This is a genomic window from Thioalkalivibrio sp. ALE22 (assembly GCF_000381445.1).
Taxonomy (GTDB): Bacteria; Pseudomonadota; Gammaproteobacteria; order Ectothiorhodospirales; family Ectothiorhodospiraceae; genus Thioalkalivibrio.
The window spans coordinates 37,949-55,280 of the sequence record NZ_KB906505.1; the positions used below are offsets into that span (position 1 = coordinate 37,949).

At 68.7% G+C, this 17,332-nt stretch carries 13 protein-coding genes; 7 read left to right on the forward strand and 6 right to left on the reverse strand.

Annotated elements, in window-relative coordinates; genetic code table 11:
* Positions 1 to 63: 63 nt before the first annotated feature.
* From F793_RS0108235 to hisI, 3 genes are read right to left on the reverse strand one after another with little or no spacing between them, the layout of a single operon-like run.
* Positions 64 to 702 (reverse strand): DUF1007 family protein, encoded by a 639-nt coding sequence (locus tag F793_RS0108235; protein ID WP_018882284.1) that lies wholly within the window; start codon positions 700 to 702, stop codon positions 64 to 66.
* A 5-nt stretch (positions 703 to 707) separates the two neighbouring features.
* Positions 708 to 2,117: a cysteine--tRNA ligase gene (gene cysS, locus F793_RS0108240; protein ID WP_018882285.1), complete on the reverse strand. Its 1,410-nt coding sequence runs from the start codon at positions 2,115 to 2,117 to the stop codon at positions 708 to 710.
* Positions 2,117 to 2,557 (reverse strand): phosphoribosyl-AMP cyclohydrolase, encoded by a 441-nt coding sequence (hisI, locus tag F793_RS0108245; RefSeq protein ID WP_018866473.1) that lies wholly within the window; start codon positions 2,555 to 2,557, stop codon positions 2,117 to 2,119. The genes cysS and hisI overlap by 1 nt, the downstream gene beginning before the upstream one ends.
* A gap of 228 nt (positions 2,558 to 2,785) precedes the next feature.
* On the opposite strand from hisI, the gene F793_RS0108250 reads away from it, so the two are divergent.
* From F793_RS0108250 to F793_RS0108270, 5 genes are all read left to right on the forward strand, one after another.
* Positions 2,786 to 4,873: a PAS domain S-box protein gene (locus F793_RS0108250; protein ID WP_018882286.1), complete on the forward strand. Its 2,088-nt coding sequence runs from the start codon at positions 2,786 to 2,788 to the stop codon at positions 4,871 to 4,873.
* On the forward strand, positions 4,870 to 5,304 hold the full coding sequence (locus F793_RS0108255; RefSeq protein ID WP_018866475.1) for a response regulator: 435 nt from the start codon (positions 4,870 to 4,872) through the stop codon (positions 5,302 to 5,304). Before F793_RS0108250 ends, F793_RS0108255 begins: the two co-directional genes overlap by 4 nt.
* 28 nt (positions 5,305 to 5,332) lie before the next feature.
* Positions 5,333 to 9,238: an EAL domain-containing protein gene (locus F793_RS0108260; protein WP_018882287.1), complete on the forward strand. Its 3,906-nt coding sequence runs from the start codon at positions 5,333 to 5,335 to the stop codon at positions 9,236 to 9,238.
* 84 nt (positions 9,239 to 9,322) lie between these two features.
* Positions 9,323 to 10,303 carry a M14 family metallopeptidase gene (locus F793_RS0108265; RefSeq protein ID WP_018879614.1) on the forward strand — a complete coding sequence of 327 codons (981 nt, stop codon included), beginning with the start codon at positions 9,323 to 9,325 and terminating at the stop codon, positions 10,301 to 10,303.
* A 22-nt stretch (positions 10,304 to 10,325) separates the two neighbouring features.
* Entirely contained in the window at positions 10,326 to 11,111 is a 786-nt protein-coding gene (locus F793_RS0108270) for a sulfite exporter TauE/SafE family protein (RefSeq protein ID WP_018882288.1), read from the forward strand.
* 28 nt (positions 11,112 to 11,139) lie between these two features.
* Here the strand turns inward: F793_RS0108270 and F793_RS0108275 are convergent, their stop codons facing one another.
* Genes F793_RS0108275 through motA form a run of 3 tightly spaced genes read right to left on the reverse strand, consistent with a single transcriptional unit; the run spans position 11,140 to position 13,997 of the window.
* Positions 11,140 to 12,192: a GTP-binding protein gene (locus F793_RS0108275; protein ID WP_018882289.1), complete on the reverse strand. Its 1,053-nt coding sequence runs from the start codon at positions 12,190 to 12,192 to the stop codon at positions 11,140 to 11,142.
* 1 nt (position 12,193) lies between these two features.
* Positions 12,194 to 13,126, reverse strand: a complete 933-nt coding sequence (motB, locus tag F793_RS0108280; protein ID WP_018882290.1) for a flagellar motor protein MotB — start codon at positions 13,124 to 13,126, stop codon at positions 12,194 to 12,196.
* A gap of 19 nt (positions 13,127 to 13,145) precedes the next feature.
* Positions 13,146 to 13,997, reverse strand: a complete 852-nt coding sequence (motA, locus tag F793_RS0108285; protein ID WP_018866481.1) for a flagellar motor stator protein MotA — start codon at positions 13,995 to 13,997, stop codon at positions 13,146 to 13,148.
* Between the two features lie 110 nt (positions 13,998 to 14,107).
* On the opposite strand from motA, the gene F793_RS0108290 reads away from it, so the two are divergent.
* Both F793_RS0108290 and F793_RS0108295 read left to right on the forward strand, forming a co-directional pair.
* Complete coding sequence (locus F793_RS0108290; RefSeq protein WP_018882291.1) at positions 14,108 to 15,487, forward strand: HDOD domain-containing protein; 1,380 nt, start codon at positions 14,108 to 14,110, stop codon at positions 15,485 to 15,487.
* Positions 15,488 to 15,662: 175 nt separating this feature from the next.
* The gene (locus tag F793_RS0108295) at positions 15,663 to 17,234 is read left to right on the forward strand and encodes a PAS domain-containing methyl-accepting chemotaxis protein (protein ID WP_018882292.1); all 1,572 of its coding nucleotides are present in this window, start codon (positions 15,663 to 15,665) and stop codon (positions 17,232 to 17,234) included.
* Positions 17,235 to 17,332 lie beyond the last annotated feature (98 nt).

Here is a 17,332-nt window from a genome sequence, read left to right on the forward strand (position 1 = left end):
TGTATAACACACGAGCCATCGGGTGGTGTGTGCGCGCCGTCCGGTTGTGAAGCGGCATCCCCCTCAGTCGCATTCCAGCGTGGCGGTCTCCGCGAAGTGGCGTCCGAGGTTGTCGACCGGGCTGCGATCCTGGCGTTCCAGGGTCGCGGCGTAGCGGATCAGCTGCGGGTCAGGTCGGGGTTCGTCGATCGTCACCGCGCAGCCGGGCCGGTTCTCGACGAAGACGATGTCCTCCGGGTCGTGCAGGATCTCGATCCAGTATTCGGGATCGAACACGCGGTAGCTGAAGCGGTCCCCGGCCGTGATGTCGAGGTCCGCCAGCGGCAGCTCGAAGCGCAGGTGCAGGCGGCGGTCCTCCAGCGTCAGACGGGCGTTGCGCGCCGGTGGGATGTCCAGGTCGCGCTCGCCGGCGCTCAGTTCGGTGAAGTAGTCATGCCCGGCCAGGTTCTCGCGCATCCGTTGGGCGGCGTGCTCCAGGGCCGTGTCAATGTCGGTGTCCCCGTCGAGCTGGCCGGTCAGGTCCTCCAGCAGCATGTGGCTGTAGGTGGGGTCGATGCGCCAGGACTGCTCCATGCGTAGCAGCTCGCCGGCCTCGTTGAAGACCAGTCCCACGCGCAGGTCGATCCAGGCATGCGGGTGGGCGAACACACCCGTGGGCAGCAGCAGGCCCAGGATCAGCAGGAACCAGGGGCGGATACGCATCGGCGTCAGGTGGCGCGCTGCCAGCGCGTGCCGTCGGGGGTGTCCTCGAGCTCGATGCCGCGGGCCGTCAGTTCGTCGCGGATGGCATCGGCGGTCGCGAAGTCGCGGTTCTTGCGGGCGGCCTGGCGCGCGGCGATGCGTTCCTCCACCCAGGCGGCGAGCTCGTCGTCGCCGGAATCGCCCTGAAACCAGACGCCCGGGTCCTGCTGCAGCAGGCCCAGCAGGTCGGCCCCGGCCAGCAGCTCGCCCTTGAGCCGGGCGCGTTCGGCGTCGTCGCCGGCCGCGGCCAGGGCATCGCTCATGCGGTGCAGCGCGGTGATCGCGGCGGGGGTGTTCAGGTCGTCCAGCAGCGCCGCGAACACCGGGGTGTCGGCGGCGGCGACCGGGGCGGGTTCGATGCCGGCGGCGTCGCGCAGCACGCGGTACAGCCCGTTCAGGCTGTTGCGCGACTGGGTCAGGGTCTCTTCCGAGAAGTTCAGCGGCGCACGGTAGTGGCGCGACAGCAGTGCCAGGCGCAGGACCTCGCCGGGGTAGTGCTGCAGCAGGTCATGCAGCAGCTGGAAGTTGCCCAGCGACTTGGACATCTTCTCGCCGTCGATGGTCAGGTGGCCGTTGTGCACCCAGTAGCGGGCGTAGTGCGTGCCGTGTTCGTGGCAGCCCTCGGCCGCGCAGCCCTGGGCGATCTCGTTTTCGTGGTGCGGGAATACCAGATCGTGGCCGCCGCCGTGGATGTCGATCATGGGCCCCAGGTGGCTGCGGATCATCGCGGTGCATTCCAGGTGCCAGCCGGGCCGGCCGTTGCCCCAGGGGCTGTCCCAACCGGGCTCGCCCGCGGCGGCCGGCTTCCACAGCACGAAGTCGCCGGGGTGGCGCTTGTAGTCGGCGACCTCGACCCGGGCGCCGGCCTGCATGTCCTCCAGCGAGCGCCCGGACAGGGCGCCGTAGTCCGGGTAGGAGGTCACGTCGAACAGCACGTGGTCGTCGGCCACGTAGGCATGGCCGCGTTCGATCAGGCGTTCGATCAGCTCGATCATCGGCTGGATGTGTTCGGTTGCGCGCGGCTCCAGGGTGGGCTCCAGCGTGCCCAGCTCGGCGATGTCCTCGTGGAAGGCGCGGGTGAAGCGTTCGGTCAGGGCGGCAATCGGCTCGCCGTTGTCGGCGGCGGCCTTGTTGATCTTGTCGTCGACGTCGGTGATGTTGCGCGCGTAGACCACGTGGTCCGGACCGTAGAGTTCGCGCAGCACGCGGAACAGCACGTCGAACACCACCACCGGGCGCCCGTTGCCGATGTGCACCCGGTTGTACACGGTGGGGCCGCAGACGTAGAGGGTCACCCGCTCCGGGTCCTGCGGCACGAAGGCTTCGTCGTGCCCGCCCAGGGTGTTGTGCAGGGTGAGGGTCCGGGGCTCGCTCATTATTCGGTGTTTCCCTTGCCGTACAGCGTCTCCGGCGCGATCTCGGGGTCGCTGGTGACCACGACACTGTCGTTCTCGACCTGCAGGTAGAAGCAGCTGCGACGTCCGGTGTGGCAGGCCGGCCCGGTCTGGTCGACCTTCAGCAGCAGGGTGTCGCCGTCGCAGTCCAGGTGCAGGGAGTGCAGTTGCTGGACCTGGCCCGACTGCTCGCCCTTGCGCCACAGCGCCTGGCGCGAGCGCGAGTAGTAGCACACGCGCCCCGTGGCCAGGGTCTCGTTCAGGGCCTCGCGGTTCATCCACGCCAGCATCAGGACCTCGCCGGTGTCGTGCTGCTGGGCGATCGCGGGGATCAGGCCATCGGCATTGAGCTTCAGGCGGTCCAGGACGTCGGAGATCGGGTGGCGTTCGCCACGGGGTTCGCCTTCGAGTTGCTTGAACATCGCTGCGTCCGCTTGCGGGAGCGGCGAAGAATAGCATTTTCCCCGGGGCTCCCGAAGCCCGGGCAGGGGCGCGGTGGGTACGGGCCTTGCGCGGCGGCCCCGGGTGGTCGATGCTCGAGGCAGGCAGGTAAGCCAGGCGGATCTCCACGGCAGCCGGGAGGCTAGATGGAGCAAGACAGGCAGAGGGCACGCAGGCCCAGCGCGGGGCGGACCGCGGCCATCATTGCCGTGGTGTATCTGGTCTTCGGGCTGGCATGGATCGGACTGTCCGACCGCGCCCTGCTGCTGATGGTCGACGATGTGGCCTTGCTGGCGCAGTTACAGACCCTGAAGGGATGGGGCTACGTGACGGTCACCGCCGCGGGCCTGTTCCTGCTGGTGTATTACCCGCTGCGGGCGCGCGACCGCGCCTCGCGCGAGGCGCGTCGGCTGACCGCGATTGTCGAGCGCTCGCCGGTGGTCGCGATTGAATGGGCGACCACGCCCGGCTGGCCGGTCACCTTCGTGTCACCGAACATCGCCCGCTGGGGGATCGATCGCCATGCCCTGCTGCAGGGCGACGTGACCTACGCCGAGCTGATTCACCCCGAGGACATCGACCGCATCGTGGCGGATGTGGCCGCGCACATGGAGCACGGCCCGGATCGCTATACCCAGCTCTACCGCCTGCGCAGCGGTGAGGGCAGCTGGGTCTGGCTGGAAGACCGGACCTGGCTGACCCGCGATGAGGCCGGGCGGGTGACGCGCATCCACGGCCTGCTGCTGGATGTGAGCGAACGCGTGCGCGCCGAGCGGGACCTGCGCGACTCGGAGACCCGCTTCCGCGCGATCTTCGACAACATTCAGGAGGCGATCCTGCTGCAGGACCTGGATACCGAGGCCCTGATCGGGGTGAATGCCGCCGCCGAGCGAATGTACGGCTACAGCCGGGCCGAACTGCTCGCCTGCAGCGTGGATGACCTGAGCGCGGACGAAGGCGGCTACGACGTACAGCGTCAGAAGGCGCTGATGGAGCGCGCCCGGCGCGGCGAACAACTGGTCTTCGAGTGGCGGGCGCGCCACCGCGACGGCCACGGCTTCTGGGTGGAGGCCAACCTGCAGGCCACCGAAATCGCCGGCGAGCGGCTGCTGCTGGTGACTCTGCGCAACATCGAGGCGCGCAAGCAGGCCGAGGCGGCGCTGGCGCGCCAGGTGGACCGATTGAGCCAGGCGGAACGCCATGCGGGGCTGGGCAGTTGGGAGTTCATGCTGGAGACCCGCGAGCTGTGGTGGTCGGATCGGCTGTATGCCCTGCTCGGGTGCGATGCCCGCTATGGCACCCCGACGCTGGAGGCCTTCGCCCGGGATTTCTTCGATCTCGACTCCGCGGACGGGAAGAGCTTTTCCGATGCCATGGAAACGCTGATCGCCGGCGGACATCCCGGGCCGCGGCGGCTGTTGCTGAAGGCGCGCCCGGAGGTTCGCGCGGAGGCGTGGTTCAGCATCACCATGGAGGCCCCGCTCGAGCGGGCCGACGGCATGCACTACGTGCAGGGCACGGTGCTGGAGGTCACCGAACTCAAGCGCAGCGAACTGGAACTGCGCGACCTGAATGCCACGCTGGAACAGCGGGTGACGGAGCGCACGGCGGCTCTGCAGGCCCTGAACCAGGAACTGGAATCGTTCTCCTACGCGGTCTCGCACGACCTGAAGGCCCCGTTGCGCGGAATCGAGGGCTACAGCCAGCTACTGGAGGCGGACTACGGCGAGCAGCTGGAGGGCGAGGGGCGTACGTTCGTGCGCAACATCCGCCAGGGCGTGGCGCAGATGAACGAGTTGATCTCCGATCTGCTGGCCTATTCACGTATGGAGCGCCGGCCGCTGGAGGAACGGGAGGTTCGTGTGCGCGCGCTGGTGGAGGAGGTGCTCGAGTCGGTGGACCCGAAGCTGCGCAGCCGCGCCGAGGTGACGCTGGAGATCGATCCCGATCTGGTGTTCCAGAGCGACCCCGATGGCGTTGCGCTAATCCTGCGCAATCTGCTGGAAAATGCCTTCAAGTTCAGTGCCGAGCGCGAGACACCGCAGGTGACGGTGCAGGCCGAATCCCGCAGCGCTACACTCGGGATCTCGGTACAGGATAACGGGATCGGCTTCGACATGGCGTTTCAGGATCGCATCTTCGATATCTTCCAGCGCCTGAACCGCGCCGAGGCCTACCCGGGAACCGGTGTCGGCCTTGCGCTCGTGCGGCGAGCGGTCAACCGCCTGGGCGGGGAGATCCGCGCCGAGGGTACGCCGGGCGCGGGTGCCCGCTTCCACGTGGAGTTCCCGCGATGAGCACGGCCGCGCGTCAACCGTCCATCCTGGTGGTCGAGGACAACCCGGTGGATATCGACCTGATGCGGCGCGCCTTCGAGCGGCGCAACCTCACCAACCCCCTGGAGATCGCGCGCGATGGAGTGGAGGCCCTGGCGTTCCTCGAGTGCTGGGAGCGGGGCGAACTGGCGCTGCCGGCGGTGATCCTGCTGGATATCAAGCTGCCCAAGGTGGACGGGCTGGAGGTGCTGCGCCGGATCCGCGAACACGAGCGTTTCCGCCGCATTCCGGTGGTCATGCTGACCTCCTCCAGCGAGGATCGCGACATCGCGACCGCCTACGACTGCGGGGCCAATTCCTACATCGTCAAGCCGGTGGACTTCGCCAAGTTTGTCGATGTCGCCGAGCAGGTGGAGCTGTACTGGTGCCTGCTCAATCACCCGCCGAGTTGAACATGCGGCTGCCCCCGAAAGAGACCTGATGCGAATCCTGCTCGTGGAAGACAACCCGGCGGATGCCGATCTGCAGCGCCGGGTGCTGGAGCGCGAGGTGCCGGGTGCCGAGGTGCACCTGGCGGCGTCGCTGGCCGAGGCCCGGGGCGCGCTGGCCGGCGCTGCGGGATTCGACTGTGTGGTGGAGGACCTGCGCCTGCCGGACGGGAGCGGCCTCGAACTGATCGGCGAGCTGCAGGCCGCCGGGCGCGACGAGGCGGTGCTGGTGCTGACGGGCCACGGCGAACAGGAGACCGTGGTCGCGGCTTTCCGGGCCGGTGCCGACGACTACCTGACCAAGTCCGATGACTACCTGGAGCGTCTGCCGGCGCGCGTGGTCGATGCCCGTGCTCGCCGGGAACTGAGCGTGGCCAACGGGCACGAGCCGCTGCGGGTGCTGTATGCCGAGCATAATGCCTTCGATGTGGGGCTGACGCGCCGCGAGCTCGCGCATACCGCCCCCCACATCCAGCTGGAGACGGTGCACACCGCGGAGGAGGCCCTGGCGGCGCTGACGCCGGATGCAACCGGCGCTGTCGGCTTCGACCTGCTGCTGGTGGACTACCGCCTGCCGGGGTTCGACGGCCTGGAGCTGGCGCGGCTGGTGCGCGAGGAACGCGGGCTGGATCTCCCCACCGTTCTGGTGACCGGGCAGGGCACCGAGGACCTGGCGGCCCGCGCCCTGCGCATGGGCGTGGACGACTACGCGGTCAAGCGCGAGGGGTATCTGAAGATGCTCCCGGTGCTGCTGGACCAGGTCCATACGCGCGCCCGCCTGCGCCGGGAACAGGCCGCCCTGGCGGCCTCCGAGCGCCGGTACCGCGAGGTGATCGAGCGCGCCGGCGACATCGTCTTCGAGACCGATGCCGCCGGTTGCTGGCGCTTCCTGAATCCCGCCTGGACGGCGATCACCGGTCATGCGGTGGAGTCCGCGCTCGGCGAAGAGATGCTGGCCTTCATGCCACTGGAGGATCGCGCGATGGCGGCGCGGCTGCTGGCCCGTGCCGCGGAGTCCGACGACGGACGGCTGGAGACCGAGATCCGCCTGCGCACGGCGGATGGGTCCCTTTGCTGGCTGGAGCTGCGTGGCCAGGCCAATCTGGATGCCGAGGGGCGGCCGATCGGGTTGTCCGGCAGCCTGGTGGACGTGACCCGGCGGGTCCTGGACCAGCGGATCCAGGAGGTCCGCGCGAACGTGCTCGGGCGCCTGGCCACCGGCGAGCGTGACCCGCGCCTGCTGGAGGACGTGGTCAAGGGGCTGGAGGCCCTGGCCCCGGAGCTGCACGGGTGCATCATGCTGCTGGACGGCGACACCCGGGAGCTGCACGGTGTGGCAGCCCCGCGGGTGCCGGATCCGTTGCGCAGCGCCACCCGCCGCATCCGCGCCGAGCAGGGTCTGGGTTCCTGCGGCGAGGCCGCCTGGAGCGGCGAGCCGGTGATCATCGAGGATTGCAGTGCCCACCCCAACTGGGTCGGGTTCTGCGATCTCGCGCATGGCGCGGGGTTCCGGGCCTGCTGGTCGTTCCCCTTCCGCGATGCCGATGGCAGCGTGCTGGGCACGCTGGGGATCTATGTAGCGGGGGCCCGCGGTCCGCATGCCGGCGAGCGCGTGCTGATCGACGAGTTCACCCAGATCGCCGGCCTGGCGGCACAGAAGCTGCGCGTGTCGCAGGCGCTGGGCGAGCGCGAGCGGGCGCTGCGCACCGCGGCCGAGCTAACCGTGGAGTTGCTGCGCGAGGACAACCCCGCGAGCGTAATCCACCGGCTGCTGGCCGAACTGGGGCAGGAGGCGCATGCCGATCGGGCCTACGTGCTGGTGGCCGAGCTGGACCATGCGGTGCGCGAGGCCCTGGATATCCATCGCTACTACTGGGTGCGCACGGACACTGATCAGGTAGTGCGGCCGCCGCCGCTGCGCAACCTGAGTCTGGAATCGGTCCTGCCGCGCTGGCACGAGATCCTGCAGGGGGGCGGTGCGGTCGAGGTGCTGACCCGGGAGCTGCCGGAGGCCGAACGCGAGATCCTGGAGGCCGCGCAAAGCCAGGCGGCCCTGCTGGTCCCGCTGTACGTGGAGGGCGAATACCGCGGCTTCCTGGCCCTCGATCGAGTGCGGCGCGCGCAACGCTGGACCGCGGCGGACCAGAGTCTGGCGCGCATCGTGGCTTCCAGCCTGGGCGCCGCACTGGAACGGCGTCAGGCCTTGCTGGGCCTGCGGCGCATGGCGGCGGTCTTCGAGAGTACCCGGGACGGGATCATCATCACCGACCTGACCCCGCGGATCATTGCGGTGAACCCGGCCTTCGTCGATATCACCGGCTTTTCCGAGGTGGAGGCGCTGGGGCGCAACCCGAGTTTCCTGCAGTCCGGGCGTCACGATGCGGCGTTCTTCCAGCGCATGTGGGACGCTCTCCATCATGAGGGGCACTGGCAGGGCGAGATCTGGAACCGCCGGCGCAACAGCGAGGTGGCCCCGCAATGGCTGAGCCTCAATACCGTCTACGACGAGCAGGGCCAGGCCCTGCACTACGCCGGGGTGTTGACGGATATGTCGGAGTTGCGCCGCTCGGAGGAAGAGCTCCAGCACCTGGCCCGGCATGATGCTCTGACCGATCTGCCCAACCGTACGCAGCTGCAGGTAATCCTGGGCCAGGCGCTGGAACGCGCCCGGGCCCACGGCTATCGCGTCGCGGTGCTGAATCTGGATCTCGACCGCTTCAAGAACGTCAACGACTCCATGGGCCACCCGGTCGGCGACCGGGTGCTGGTGGAGGTTGCGCGGCGGCTGCGCGAGGCGGTCGGGCCCTCCCACGCACTGGGCCGCCTGGGTGGTGACGAGTTCCTGATCGTGGCGGAGAATCCGGCCAGTGACGAGACCGTGGCCCGTTGTGCCCGCGACCTGCTGGCCAGCCTGGAGCGCCCGCTGGTGCTGGACGATGGGCGTTCGGTGTACCTGAACGCTAGCATTGGCATCAGCCTCTACCCCGAGCATGGCGACTCGGTGACGGAACTGATCCAGCATGCCGATGCGGCCATGTACCAGGCCAAGGCCTCCGGGCGCCAGACCTGGAGCGTCTACACCCAGGCCCTGACCCGCGCGGCGGACGAACGCCTGGAGCTCGAGAACCGCCTGCGACAGGCCCTGGAGACCGAGAACGGAGAGCTGCGCCTGCACTTCCAGCCGCAGGTCCGCCTGGAGGATGGACAGCCCTTCGGCATGGAGGCGCTGCTGCGTTGGCAGCCGGAGGACGGGCCGATGATCCCGCCGGATCGGTTCATCCCGATCGCCGAGGACACCGGCCTGATCGTCGCGCTGGGCGAATGGGTGTTGCGCGAGGCCTGCGACGCCGCCAAGCGTCTGCTGGATCTGGGGGCCGCGGATTTCAGTCTCGCGGTCAATCTGTCGCCGGTGCAGCTGCAGCGTGGCGATTTCGTGAACCGGGTGGCGGAGATCCTGGCGCTGACCGGCTTCCCCGCCGTGCAGCTGGAACTGGAGATCACCGAGACCGCGATCATGCAGCAGGGCGAGCAGGCCATCGCGCGGCTCGCGGCACTGAAGGAGCTGGGCGTGCGCCTGGCCATCGACGACTTCGGCACCGGTTATTCCTCGCTGGCCGCGCTGCGGACCTATCCGCTGGACGTGCTGAAGATCGACCGCAGCTTTGTCGACGGGGTGGCCAGCGAGAGCGCCGATCGCGAGATTGCCGCCACCATCATCGCCATGGGGCGCAACCTGAACATGCAGGTCATCGCCGAGGGCGTGGAGACCGCCGAGCAGGCCGCCTTCCTGCACGAACGCGGTTGCGCCCTGGGGCAGGGATACCTCTACAGCCGGCCGCTGGAACTCGACGTGCTGCAGGGCTGGATGACCGAGCATGGCGCGCTACCGGTGGACTGACGGCCTTCCCGTGGCGCCGGACGGATGGCTCCGGTAGCCTTTGCGCCGCAGGATATCCGTTACCCCTTGCCCGGAGTTTCCCCGATGGCCGATCCCTCCCGTCCCACTGCGCTGCGTTCGATCACCTTTCACGGGCTGGAGCCGGGGCCGCGCCTGATCGTACTGGGCGCGGTGCATGGCAACGAGACTTGCGGGACCCAGGCCGCCGAGCGGGTCCATGCCGAGCTGGAGGCGCGCGAACGGGATCTGCTGCGTGGCAGCCTGACGCTGGTGCCGCGCACCAATCCGCTGGCCTATGACCTCGGACAGCGCATGGGCGAACGCAACCTGAACCGCAACCTCCGGGTGACCGAGGATCCGCAGGATTTCGAGGACCGCATCGCCAACGTGTTGTGCCCGCTGCTGGCGGCGCACGACGTGCTGCTGGACCTGCACTCGTTTCACACCGGCGGGCAGCCGTTCATCATGCTCGGCCCACGCAATAACGAAGGCCCGCTGGAAGGCTTCGCGCAGGCGCGCGAGGAAGAGGCACTGGCGGCCTGCCTGGGCCCGCGGCGCATGGTCGAGGGCTGGCTGGATACCTATGCCCGGGGCGTGGCGGCGCGGATGAAGAACCCGAACGCGAGCCACCGGGCGCAGATCCTGAGCACCGATCCCAGCTACGGGGTCGGGACCACCGAGTACATGCGCAGCCAGGGCGGCTATGGCGTGACCCTGGAGTGCGGGCAGCACGACGACCCGCAGGCCCCGTTGGTCGCCTACAACGCGATCATCAATACCCTCGCGCACCTGGGCATGCTGCCGGCGCCGGCCACGCCGGGCCAGGATGACCCGGAGGTCCTGCGCCTGGTCGAGGTGATCGACCGCGATCACCCGGAGGACCGGTTTGCGCGCGAGTGGAAGAGCTTCGACCCGCTGGAGGCGGGTGACCTGATCGGCGTCCGCGCCGACGGGACCGAGGTGCGGGCGCCGGAACCCGGGTTTATCGTGTTCCCCAACCCCAATTCGCTGCCGGGCAACGAGTGGTTCTATCGCGCCGAGTTCAGCGACCGCCGGGTGATCTGAGCCGCGCTTCTGCCCGCCCCGCATGGATCTCGCGCCCTCCGGTGTTGCGCTGCTGCTCCTGGCCGCCGGCTTTTTCGCCGGCTTGCTGAATGCGGTGGCCGGTGGTGGCAGCTTCCTGACCCTCCCGGCGCTGATGAGTGTGGGCGTCCCGCCGGTGGCCGCCAATGCCACCGGGACCGCGGCACTGTTGCCCGGCTATCTGGCCAGCGTGCTGGCGGATCGGCACGGGCTGCGCGCCGCCTGGCGCGACCTCGGCCCGGGGCTGGCCGGGGGGCTGCTGCTGGCGGGCGTGCTCGGCGGGGCCGTTGGCGCGGTCGCCTTGCTGCTGACCGGAGACGCCGCTTTCCGTGTCCTGATCCCCTGGCTGCTGCTGGTCGCGACCTTGCTGTTTGCGCTGGGACCCTGGCTGCGGCGTCTGGCCGCGCGGCCGCATCCGGGGCCGCTGCGCGCCCTGGGGGCGGGGCTGGGCTGTGCCTATGGGGGTTATTTCAACGGCGGCGTCGGCATCCTGCTGCTGGCGATCCTGCGGGGCCAGGGCATCGCGGATCTGGCGCGGGCCAATGCCCTGAAGAATGTTCTGTCCTCGGTGCTGACGCTGATGGCGGTGGCCGTCTACATCGCGGGCGGGCAGGTGGTGGCGACCGGGCTGCTGGCGGTCGGGGCGGGCGCGATCCTGGGCGCGCGTATCGGGATCATCCTGGTGCGCCGGCTGCCCGAGTCGGGCTACCGCCAGGTGGTGACCCTGATCGGTGCTGCGGTTACCGCCCTGTTCTTCCTCGAACCCGCCTGGCTGCTGCCACGTCTGTAGGCGGCGGGGCGCGGCCAGCGGGTACCGATCAGCGACTTGGCGTGACGGCGGTTTCGAGGCGGCGGGCGAGGTCGTCCAGCGTGGCGGTCGCGGATTCCGGCAGGATGGCCTCGATGCGAGGGCGCAGCCGGGCCGCCGGGGCGGTCATCGGTTCCAGGGCGCCGTGGCCGTCCACCCGGTTAAGGCGGTGCCAGCCGCGGTCGGTCTCGACCAGGCCTTTCAGTCGATCACCGGTGAAATCCGCGACCAGGCCCGCGAGGGCGGCATGGTCGATGAGCTGTCCCTCGGGCAGCAGCCAGCTGCGGCCGATGTAGCCGTCACCGCGGGTGTCGATGGTGACCCACTCGTCGGCTGCATGGGCGGTGTCATCATGCCGGTGGTCGTGGTCGTGGTCGTGGTCGTGGTCGGCGTGCGCATCCGCGCTCGTGGACGCGAGAAAGTCGCGGGCCTCCGGGAACAGGGCGCCGCCCCGATCCAGTCGCGGGCGGTCCAGCCAGTCGCGTTCGATGCGGCCCTGGGTGGTCTCCACGACCAGCGGGCGTGGTGGCGGCATCGCCGCGACGAAGGCCTGCAACGCCTCGCGGTCCGCCTCGCTGTAGAGGTCGGCCTTGTTGGCCAGCAGCACGTCGGCCAGGGCGATCTGGTCGCGCCAGTTCGCGTGCTCCCGGTGGCGCGGCGAGGCCAGGTGGCGGGCGTCCATCAGGGTGACGGTGGCGCGCAGGTCCAGTACCCCGGCGTAGGGCGGCTCGGTCAGGGTGCGGATAATCTGCGCCGGGTGGCCGAGGCCCGTGGGTTCGATCAGGATGCGGTCGGGGCGCTGGCTGCGGATCAGTCGGTTGAGCCCGACGGTGAACATCTGCGCGGAGACGCAGCACAGGCAGCCGCCGGGGATCTCCTCCAGCGCCACGCCGGTATCGGCCAGCAGGCCGCCGTCCACCCCGGTCTCGCCGAACTCGTTGACCAGCACGGCCCAGTGTTCGCCCTCCGGGCGCTGCGCGAGCAGGTGGCGGATGGCGGTGGTCTTGCCGACGCCGAGAAACCCGGTGATCAGGTTGAGCGGGATGTCGTGGTGCCGCTGCATGCTATCCGGCCCCGTTGCCGGAGGGTTCCGGGCTGTCGCGGAGCGTTTCCGGGGCGGTCCCTTCGCTTTCCAGGCTGCGGTACATCGCCTCTTCCGCTTCCTGGTTCAGCACAATCAGGGTGATCCGCCGGTTGATCGCGGCCTCCGGATCGTCGCGGTTGAAGGGCACGCTGGCGGCCAGCCCCACCACGCGGGCGATCTGGTCGGGCTCGGTGCCGCCGGCGATCAGGGCGCGGCGGGCGGCGTTGGCGCGATCGGCCGAGAGCTCCCAGTTGGTGTAGTCCGGGCGCAGCAGGGCCCGGGCGTCGGTGTGTCCGGTGATCGAGACGCGGTTGGGGACCTTGTTAATCAGGCTGGCCAGCTCGCGCAGGATCGCGTCCGCGTGCTCCAGCGGGCGCGCGCTGGCGCTGGCGAACATCGGCCGGTTTTCGCGATCGATGATCTGGATGCGCAGGCCCTCCGGCGTGATATCCAGCAGCAGCTGGTCCTTGAAGGGCTCCAGCGCCTGGCTCTGGTCCAGGGCCTCCTCCAGCGCCTCCTGCAGGGTCTCCAGGGCCTCGCGATCGCGCGCCTCGGCCAGCTCGTCGAGGGTTTCTTCATCGATCCCTGTCGGGGCCTCCATGGCCTCCGGGTCCTGGATGAGCTCCGGCATACCCTCGAAGTCGATGATTGATGGGTCCACGCCGGTTCCGTCGCCGGGCGCCTGGCCCGGCGCAGCGGCTTCGCCCACGAAGGCGGAGGGGTTCTGGAAGTACTCGGAGATCCCGGCGCGCTGCTCGTCATCCAGCGCAACAAGCAGCCACATCACCAGGAAGAAGCCCATCATCGCGAGCGTGAAGTCGGCGAAAGCGATCTTCCACGCGCCGCCGTGGTGGCCGCCCTGGACCACCTTCTTCTTGACGATGATCGGCTGGGTCTTGTCCTCGACTCCCATGGTAGTGATCCGGAGGCCGTCAGGCCCCCTTCACGTACTCTTCCAGTTCGGTAAAGCTCGGGCGCATCGCGCTTTCCATGGTCTTGCGACCGAACTCCACCGCGACCTGCGGGCTGTAGCCCTGGACATTGGCGAGGATGCAGGCCTTGATGCACTGCAGGAACTTGGCCTCCTCCTGGGCACGGGACTCGAGGGCGGTCGAGGTCGGCCCGGCAAAGCCGTAGGCCAGCAGAATCCCGAGGAACGAGCCGACCAGGGCAGCCGCCACGCTCGAGCCGATCTCCGCGATGGAGCCGTCGAGTTTGCCCATTGTCATCACGATGCCCAGGACCGCCGCCACGATACCGAAGCCGGGGAGGGCCTCGGCCACGCGGTGAACCGCATGGGCGGGCTTGTGCGATTCCTCATGGTGGGTCTCGAGGTCCAGGTCCATCAGGGCATCGAGTTCATGCGGGTTCATGCTGCCGGAGATGATCAGGCGCATGTAGTCGGTGATGAACTCCATCGCGTGGTGATCCTGCAGGATCCGGGGATGGGCCTTGAAGACCTCGCTTTCTTCCGGCTCCTCGATGTCGGCTTCCACCGCCATCAGGCCCTCTTTCCGGGCCTTGGTGAACAGCTTGTACATCATGGCCAGCAGGTCGAGATAGTCGTCCGACTTGTACTTGCTGCCCTTCATCAGGCTGGGGATGGACTTGAAGACGGTGAAGACGACGCGGGGCGGGTTGGCGATCAGAAATGCCCCGAGCGCCGCGCCCCCGATGATCCAGTACTCGTAGGGTTGCCACATGACCCGGAGGTCGCCGCCATGAAAGTAGTATCCACCGAAGACCGAAGAAAAAACGATGACGATACCCAGAAAATACTTCACGGACCGCGACCCCACATTGCTGAAGCGCCATGCCGGACAGGGTATCCGCCCGCATGCGTTGCTATAGTTGACGGGCTTTACGATAACGACTCCCCTGCGCGAGGTACAGCATGTCCCTGGACAAGGACGCGCCCTACATGGAAGAGGCCGCGCGCCTGGCGGCGCTGGAATGGCCGATTCTCGAAGCCAGCGATGCGGTGTTTGCGGACCCGGATGCCCTGGTGAATCGTTCCCTGCGCGAACTGGCGCGCTACGCCGAGCGCGATCCCGGCCTGAGCCTGCGCCTGGTGCGGCGGGCCAACGCCTCGCGTCGCGGTCTGCGCCAGGAGGTGCACGCGGTGGGCGACGCGATTTCCATGCTGGGCCTGGAGAACGTGCACCGGGAGGCGGCCGAGGCCCCGCGCGTCGCGGATGTGGTCACAAGACCCCAGGCCTATCGCGAGCTGGCGGCGCAGTCGCGGCTGGCGGCAATGATCGCAGGCGAGATTGCGCACAAGCGCCACGACACCGAGCCCGGCGAGGTGGCGCTGGCGGCCCTGCTGAACCAGCTGGGCCTTCTGGCGTTGCTGGCCGAGGGCGAGCCGCGCCTGGATCGGCTGCTGGAGATGCTGGAGCTCAGCGCCCTGCCGGACGAGGCCAGCTACGCCGCGCTGGGGTATGCGACGGACGACCTGTCACGTGCCATGGCGGAGCAGATGGCCCTGCCGGAACTGGTGCAGGGCACGCTGCGTGCGGTCAACGCGGCCCACCACCGGGCCTATGAGGTCATGGTTGCGAGCGCCGTGGCCTGGCAGGTCTTCCGCGGCATGGACACCGCGCGCGGCGATCGCGACCTCGGGCTGCTGGCCGGCCTGATGGGGCTGACGGACAAGGAGGCCGCGGACCGCGTGGGCGCGGTCATCGAGCGTTTCAACGAGGATGTCGCCGTCTATCAGCGGCCGCCGCTGGACCCGCAGACCCCCGGTCGCGTCTGGCTGGGCGGGCGCTATCGCCCGCGCCTGGCCCTGATGCCGCGGGCCGACCTGCTGGAGACCGGGCTCCGCGCCCTCGAACAGGAAACGAATCGCGAGGCCCGGATACGCCGGATGCTGCGAGTGATGCAGTTCGGCGTGGGGTTGAACCGGGTGGTGTTCGCCCGCCTGTCCCGCGATGGCGAGAGCCTGCGCGCCGAGCACCTGGTCGGGACCCTGCACGAACCGGAGTTCAGCCACTTCGTGATCAACCGGTCCGCGCTCGGACCGCTGGGTCGGGTCCTGGAGGAGGACGCCGCCCAGTGGTGGGATCGCCGACGCATCCATGACGAGATGCCGGCGGCTGTCCGCCGCCTGACCGGCGGGGTGGACTGTCTGGTCGCCCGGTTGTGCGACGGCGACCGCGTGCTGGGCATGGTCTATGCCGACCGGCGTGCGCACGATCTGGACCTGACCCCGGTGGCCTTCGAGGGGTTTCGCCGCGTGCTGGCCGCGGCCGCGCGTCCTGTCGGCCCCTGAGTACTCCCCGGGGCGGGGCGCGGGGTGGTGGCTCAAGTCTGTCGCGGGATGGTCGATACATGTACAGGGTCGTATATAGGCGATCATAATCCGCAGCATTCGCGAGGGGTTGGCCACGGCGTATGGCTGATCCCACGGGCCCCGAGCCCGTGGAACAATCAAAAGGACGTACGACATGCGCAAGAACCTGCCCGTCACCCAGACGGAGTACTCGATTGATCAGCACGGTGACCTGATTTCGGCCACCGACGAGAAGGGGCGTATTCGCTACGCCAACAGTGATTTCGTCGAGGTCAGCGGGTTCGTCTGCGAGGAACTGGAGGGTGCCGCCCATAACATCGTCCGCCACCCGGATATGCCCGAGGCCGCCTACGCGAACATGTGGGAGACCCTGAAGGCTGACCGGGCCTGGATGGGCATCGTCAAGAACCGCCGCAAGGACGGGGATCACTACTGGGTGGACGCCTTCGTGACCCCCGCCTACGAGCACGGCTGCAAGACCGGCTACGAGTCGGTGCGGGCGATCCCCGAGCGCGAGCATGTCGCCCGTGCGGAGAAGGTGTATGCCGCGATCAACCGGGGCCGGAGCTTCGCTCGGCGCTGGTACCACGGCCTCACCTGCCGCCTCGCCGGGACCTGGATCGTCGGCTTCCTGTTGGCGCTGGCGGTCGTGTTTCTGGCGTCCTCGCCACTCGTGCAGGCGGGCCTGCTGGTATTGATCTTTGCCGCCGGCGGCATCGCGTCGCTGGCGTTCACGTCCGGTATCCGCCAGGCGGTCAATCGAGCCCGGGAGCAGTTCGACAACCCGGTAATGGAGGCCATCTACACCGGGCGCCGCGATGACAGCGCTTCGCTGGAGCTGGTGCAGCAGTTCGGCGAGGCGAAGCTGCGCACCGTGCTGGGCCGGATCGAGGACAAGGCCGACGCGGTGAACGACGATGCCCATGCCATGGCCAGCAGCGTGGAGCAGACCGCCTCCGGCGTGGAGCGCCAGCAAAACGAGATCGACCAGGTCGCCACCGCGATGAACGAGATGACCTCGACCATCCAGGAGATGGCGAGCAATTCCGCGCGCGCGGCCGAGGCCGCCAACAACGCCGAGAAGGAGACCGGCGCCGGGCAGGATGTCGTGAACGGTACAGTGTCCGTGATCAATCGCATGGCGGCGGAGGTGGAATCCACCGCCGAGAAGCTGGGCAAGCTCGAGGCCAGCACCGAGGAGATCGACAAGATCCTGAGCGTGATCCGCGAGATCGCCGAGCAGACCAACCTGCTGGCGCTGAATGCCGCGATCGAGGCCGCGCGCGCCGGCGAGCACGGCCGCGGTTTCGCGGTGGTGGCCGACGAGGTGCGCTCGCTGTCGCAGCGCACCGACGAGTCCACCGTGACCATCCGCAACATGATCGAGACCCTGCAAAGTGGCGCGCGCGAGGCGATGTCCGCGATGCGAGCCAGTCAGGAGCAGGCCGCCGACGGGGTGGAAAAGGCGCAGGCGGCGGGCGACTCGCTGACCACGATCCGCGAGGCCGTGGCCCAGATCACCGAGATGAATACCCAGATCGCCACGGCCGTCGAAGAACAAAGCGCGGTCTCCGAGGAGATCAACCGCAACGTCACCTCCATCCGTGATGTGGCCAGCGAAACCGGATCGGTCTCGGTGCACGCGCGCGACGCCAGTGCCCGCATGCAGGCCGAGGCCGCCGAGCTGAAAGCGCTGATCCAGCGGTTTGAACAAAAGACTGGCTAGAATTTTACTTTTCCGGGTTGCGCCATTGAATATGCGCAACTACAATCGCGCCCATCTTGAGTAGCAGAGGTCTGTCAATGGACTGTTGTCGATGGATG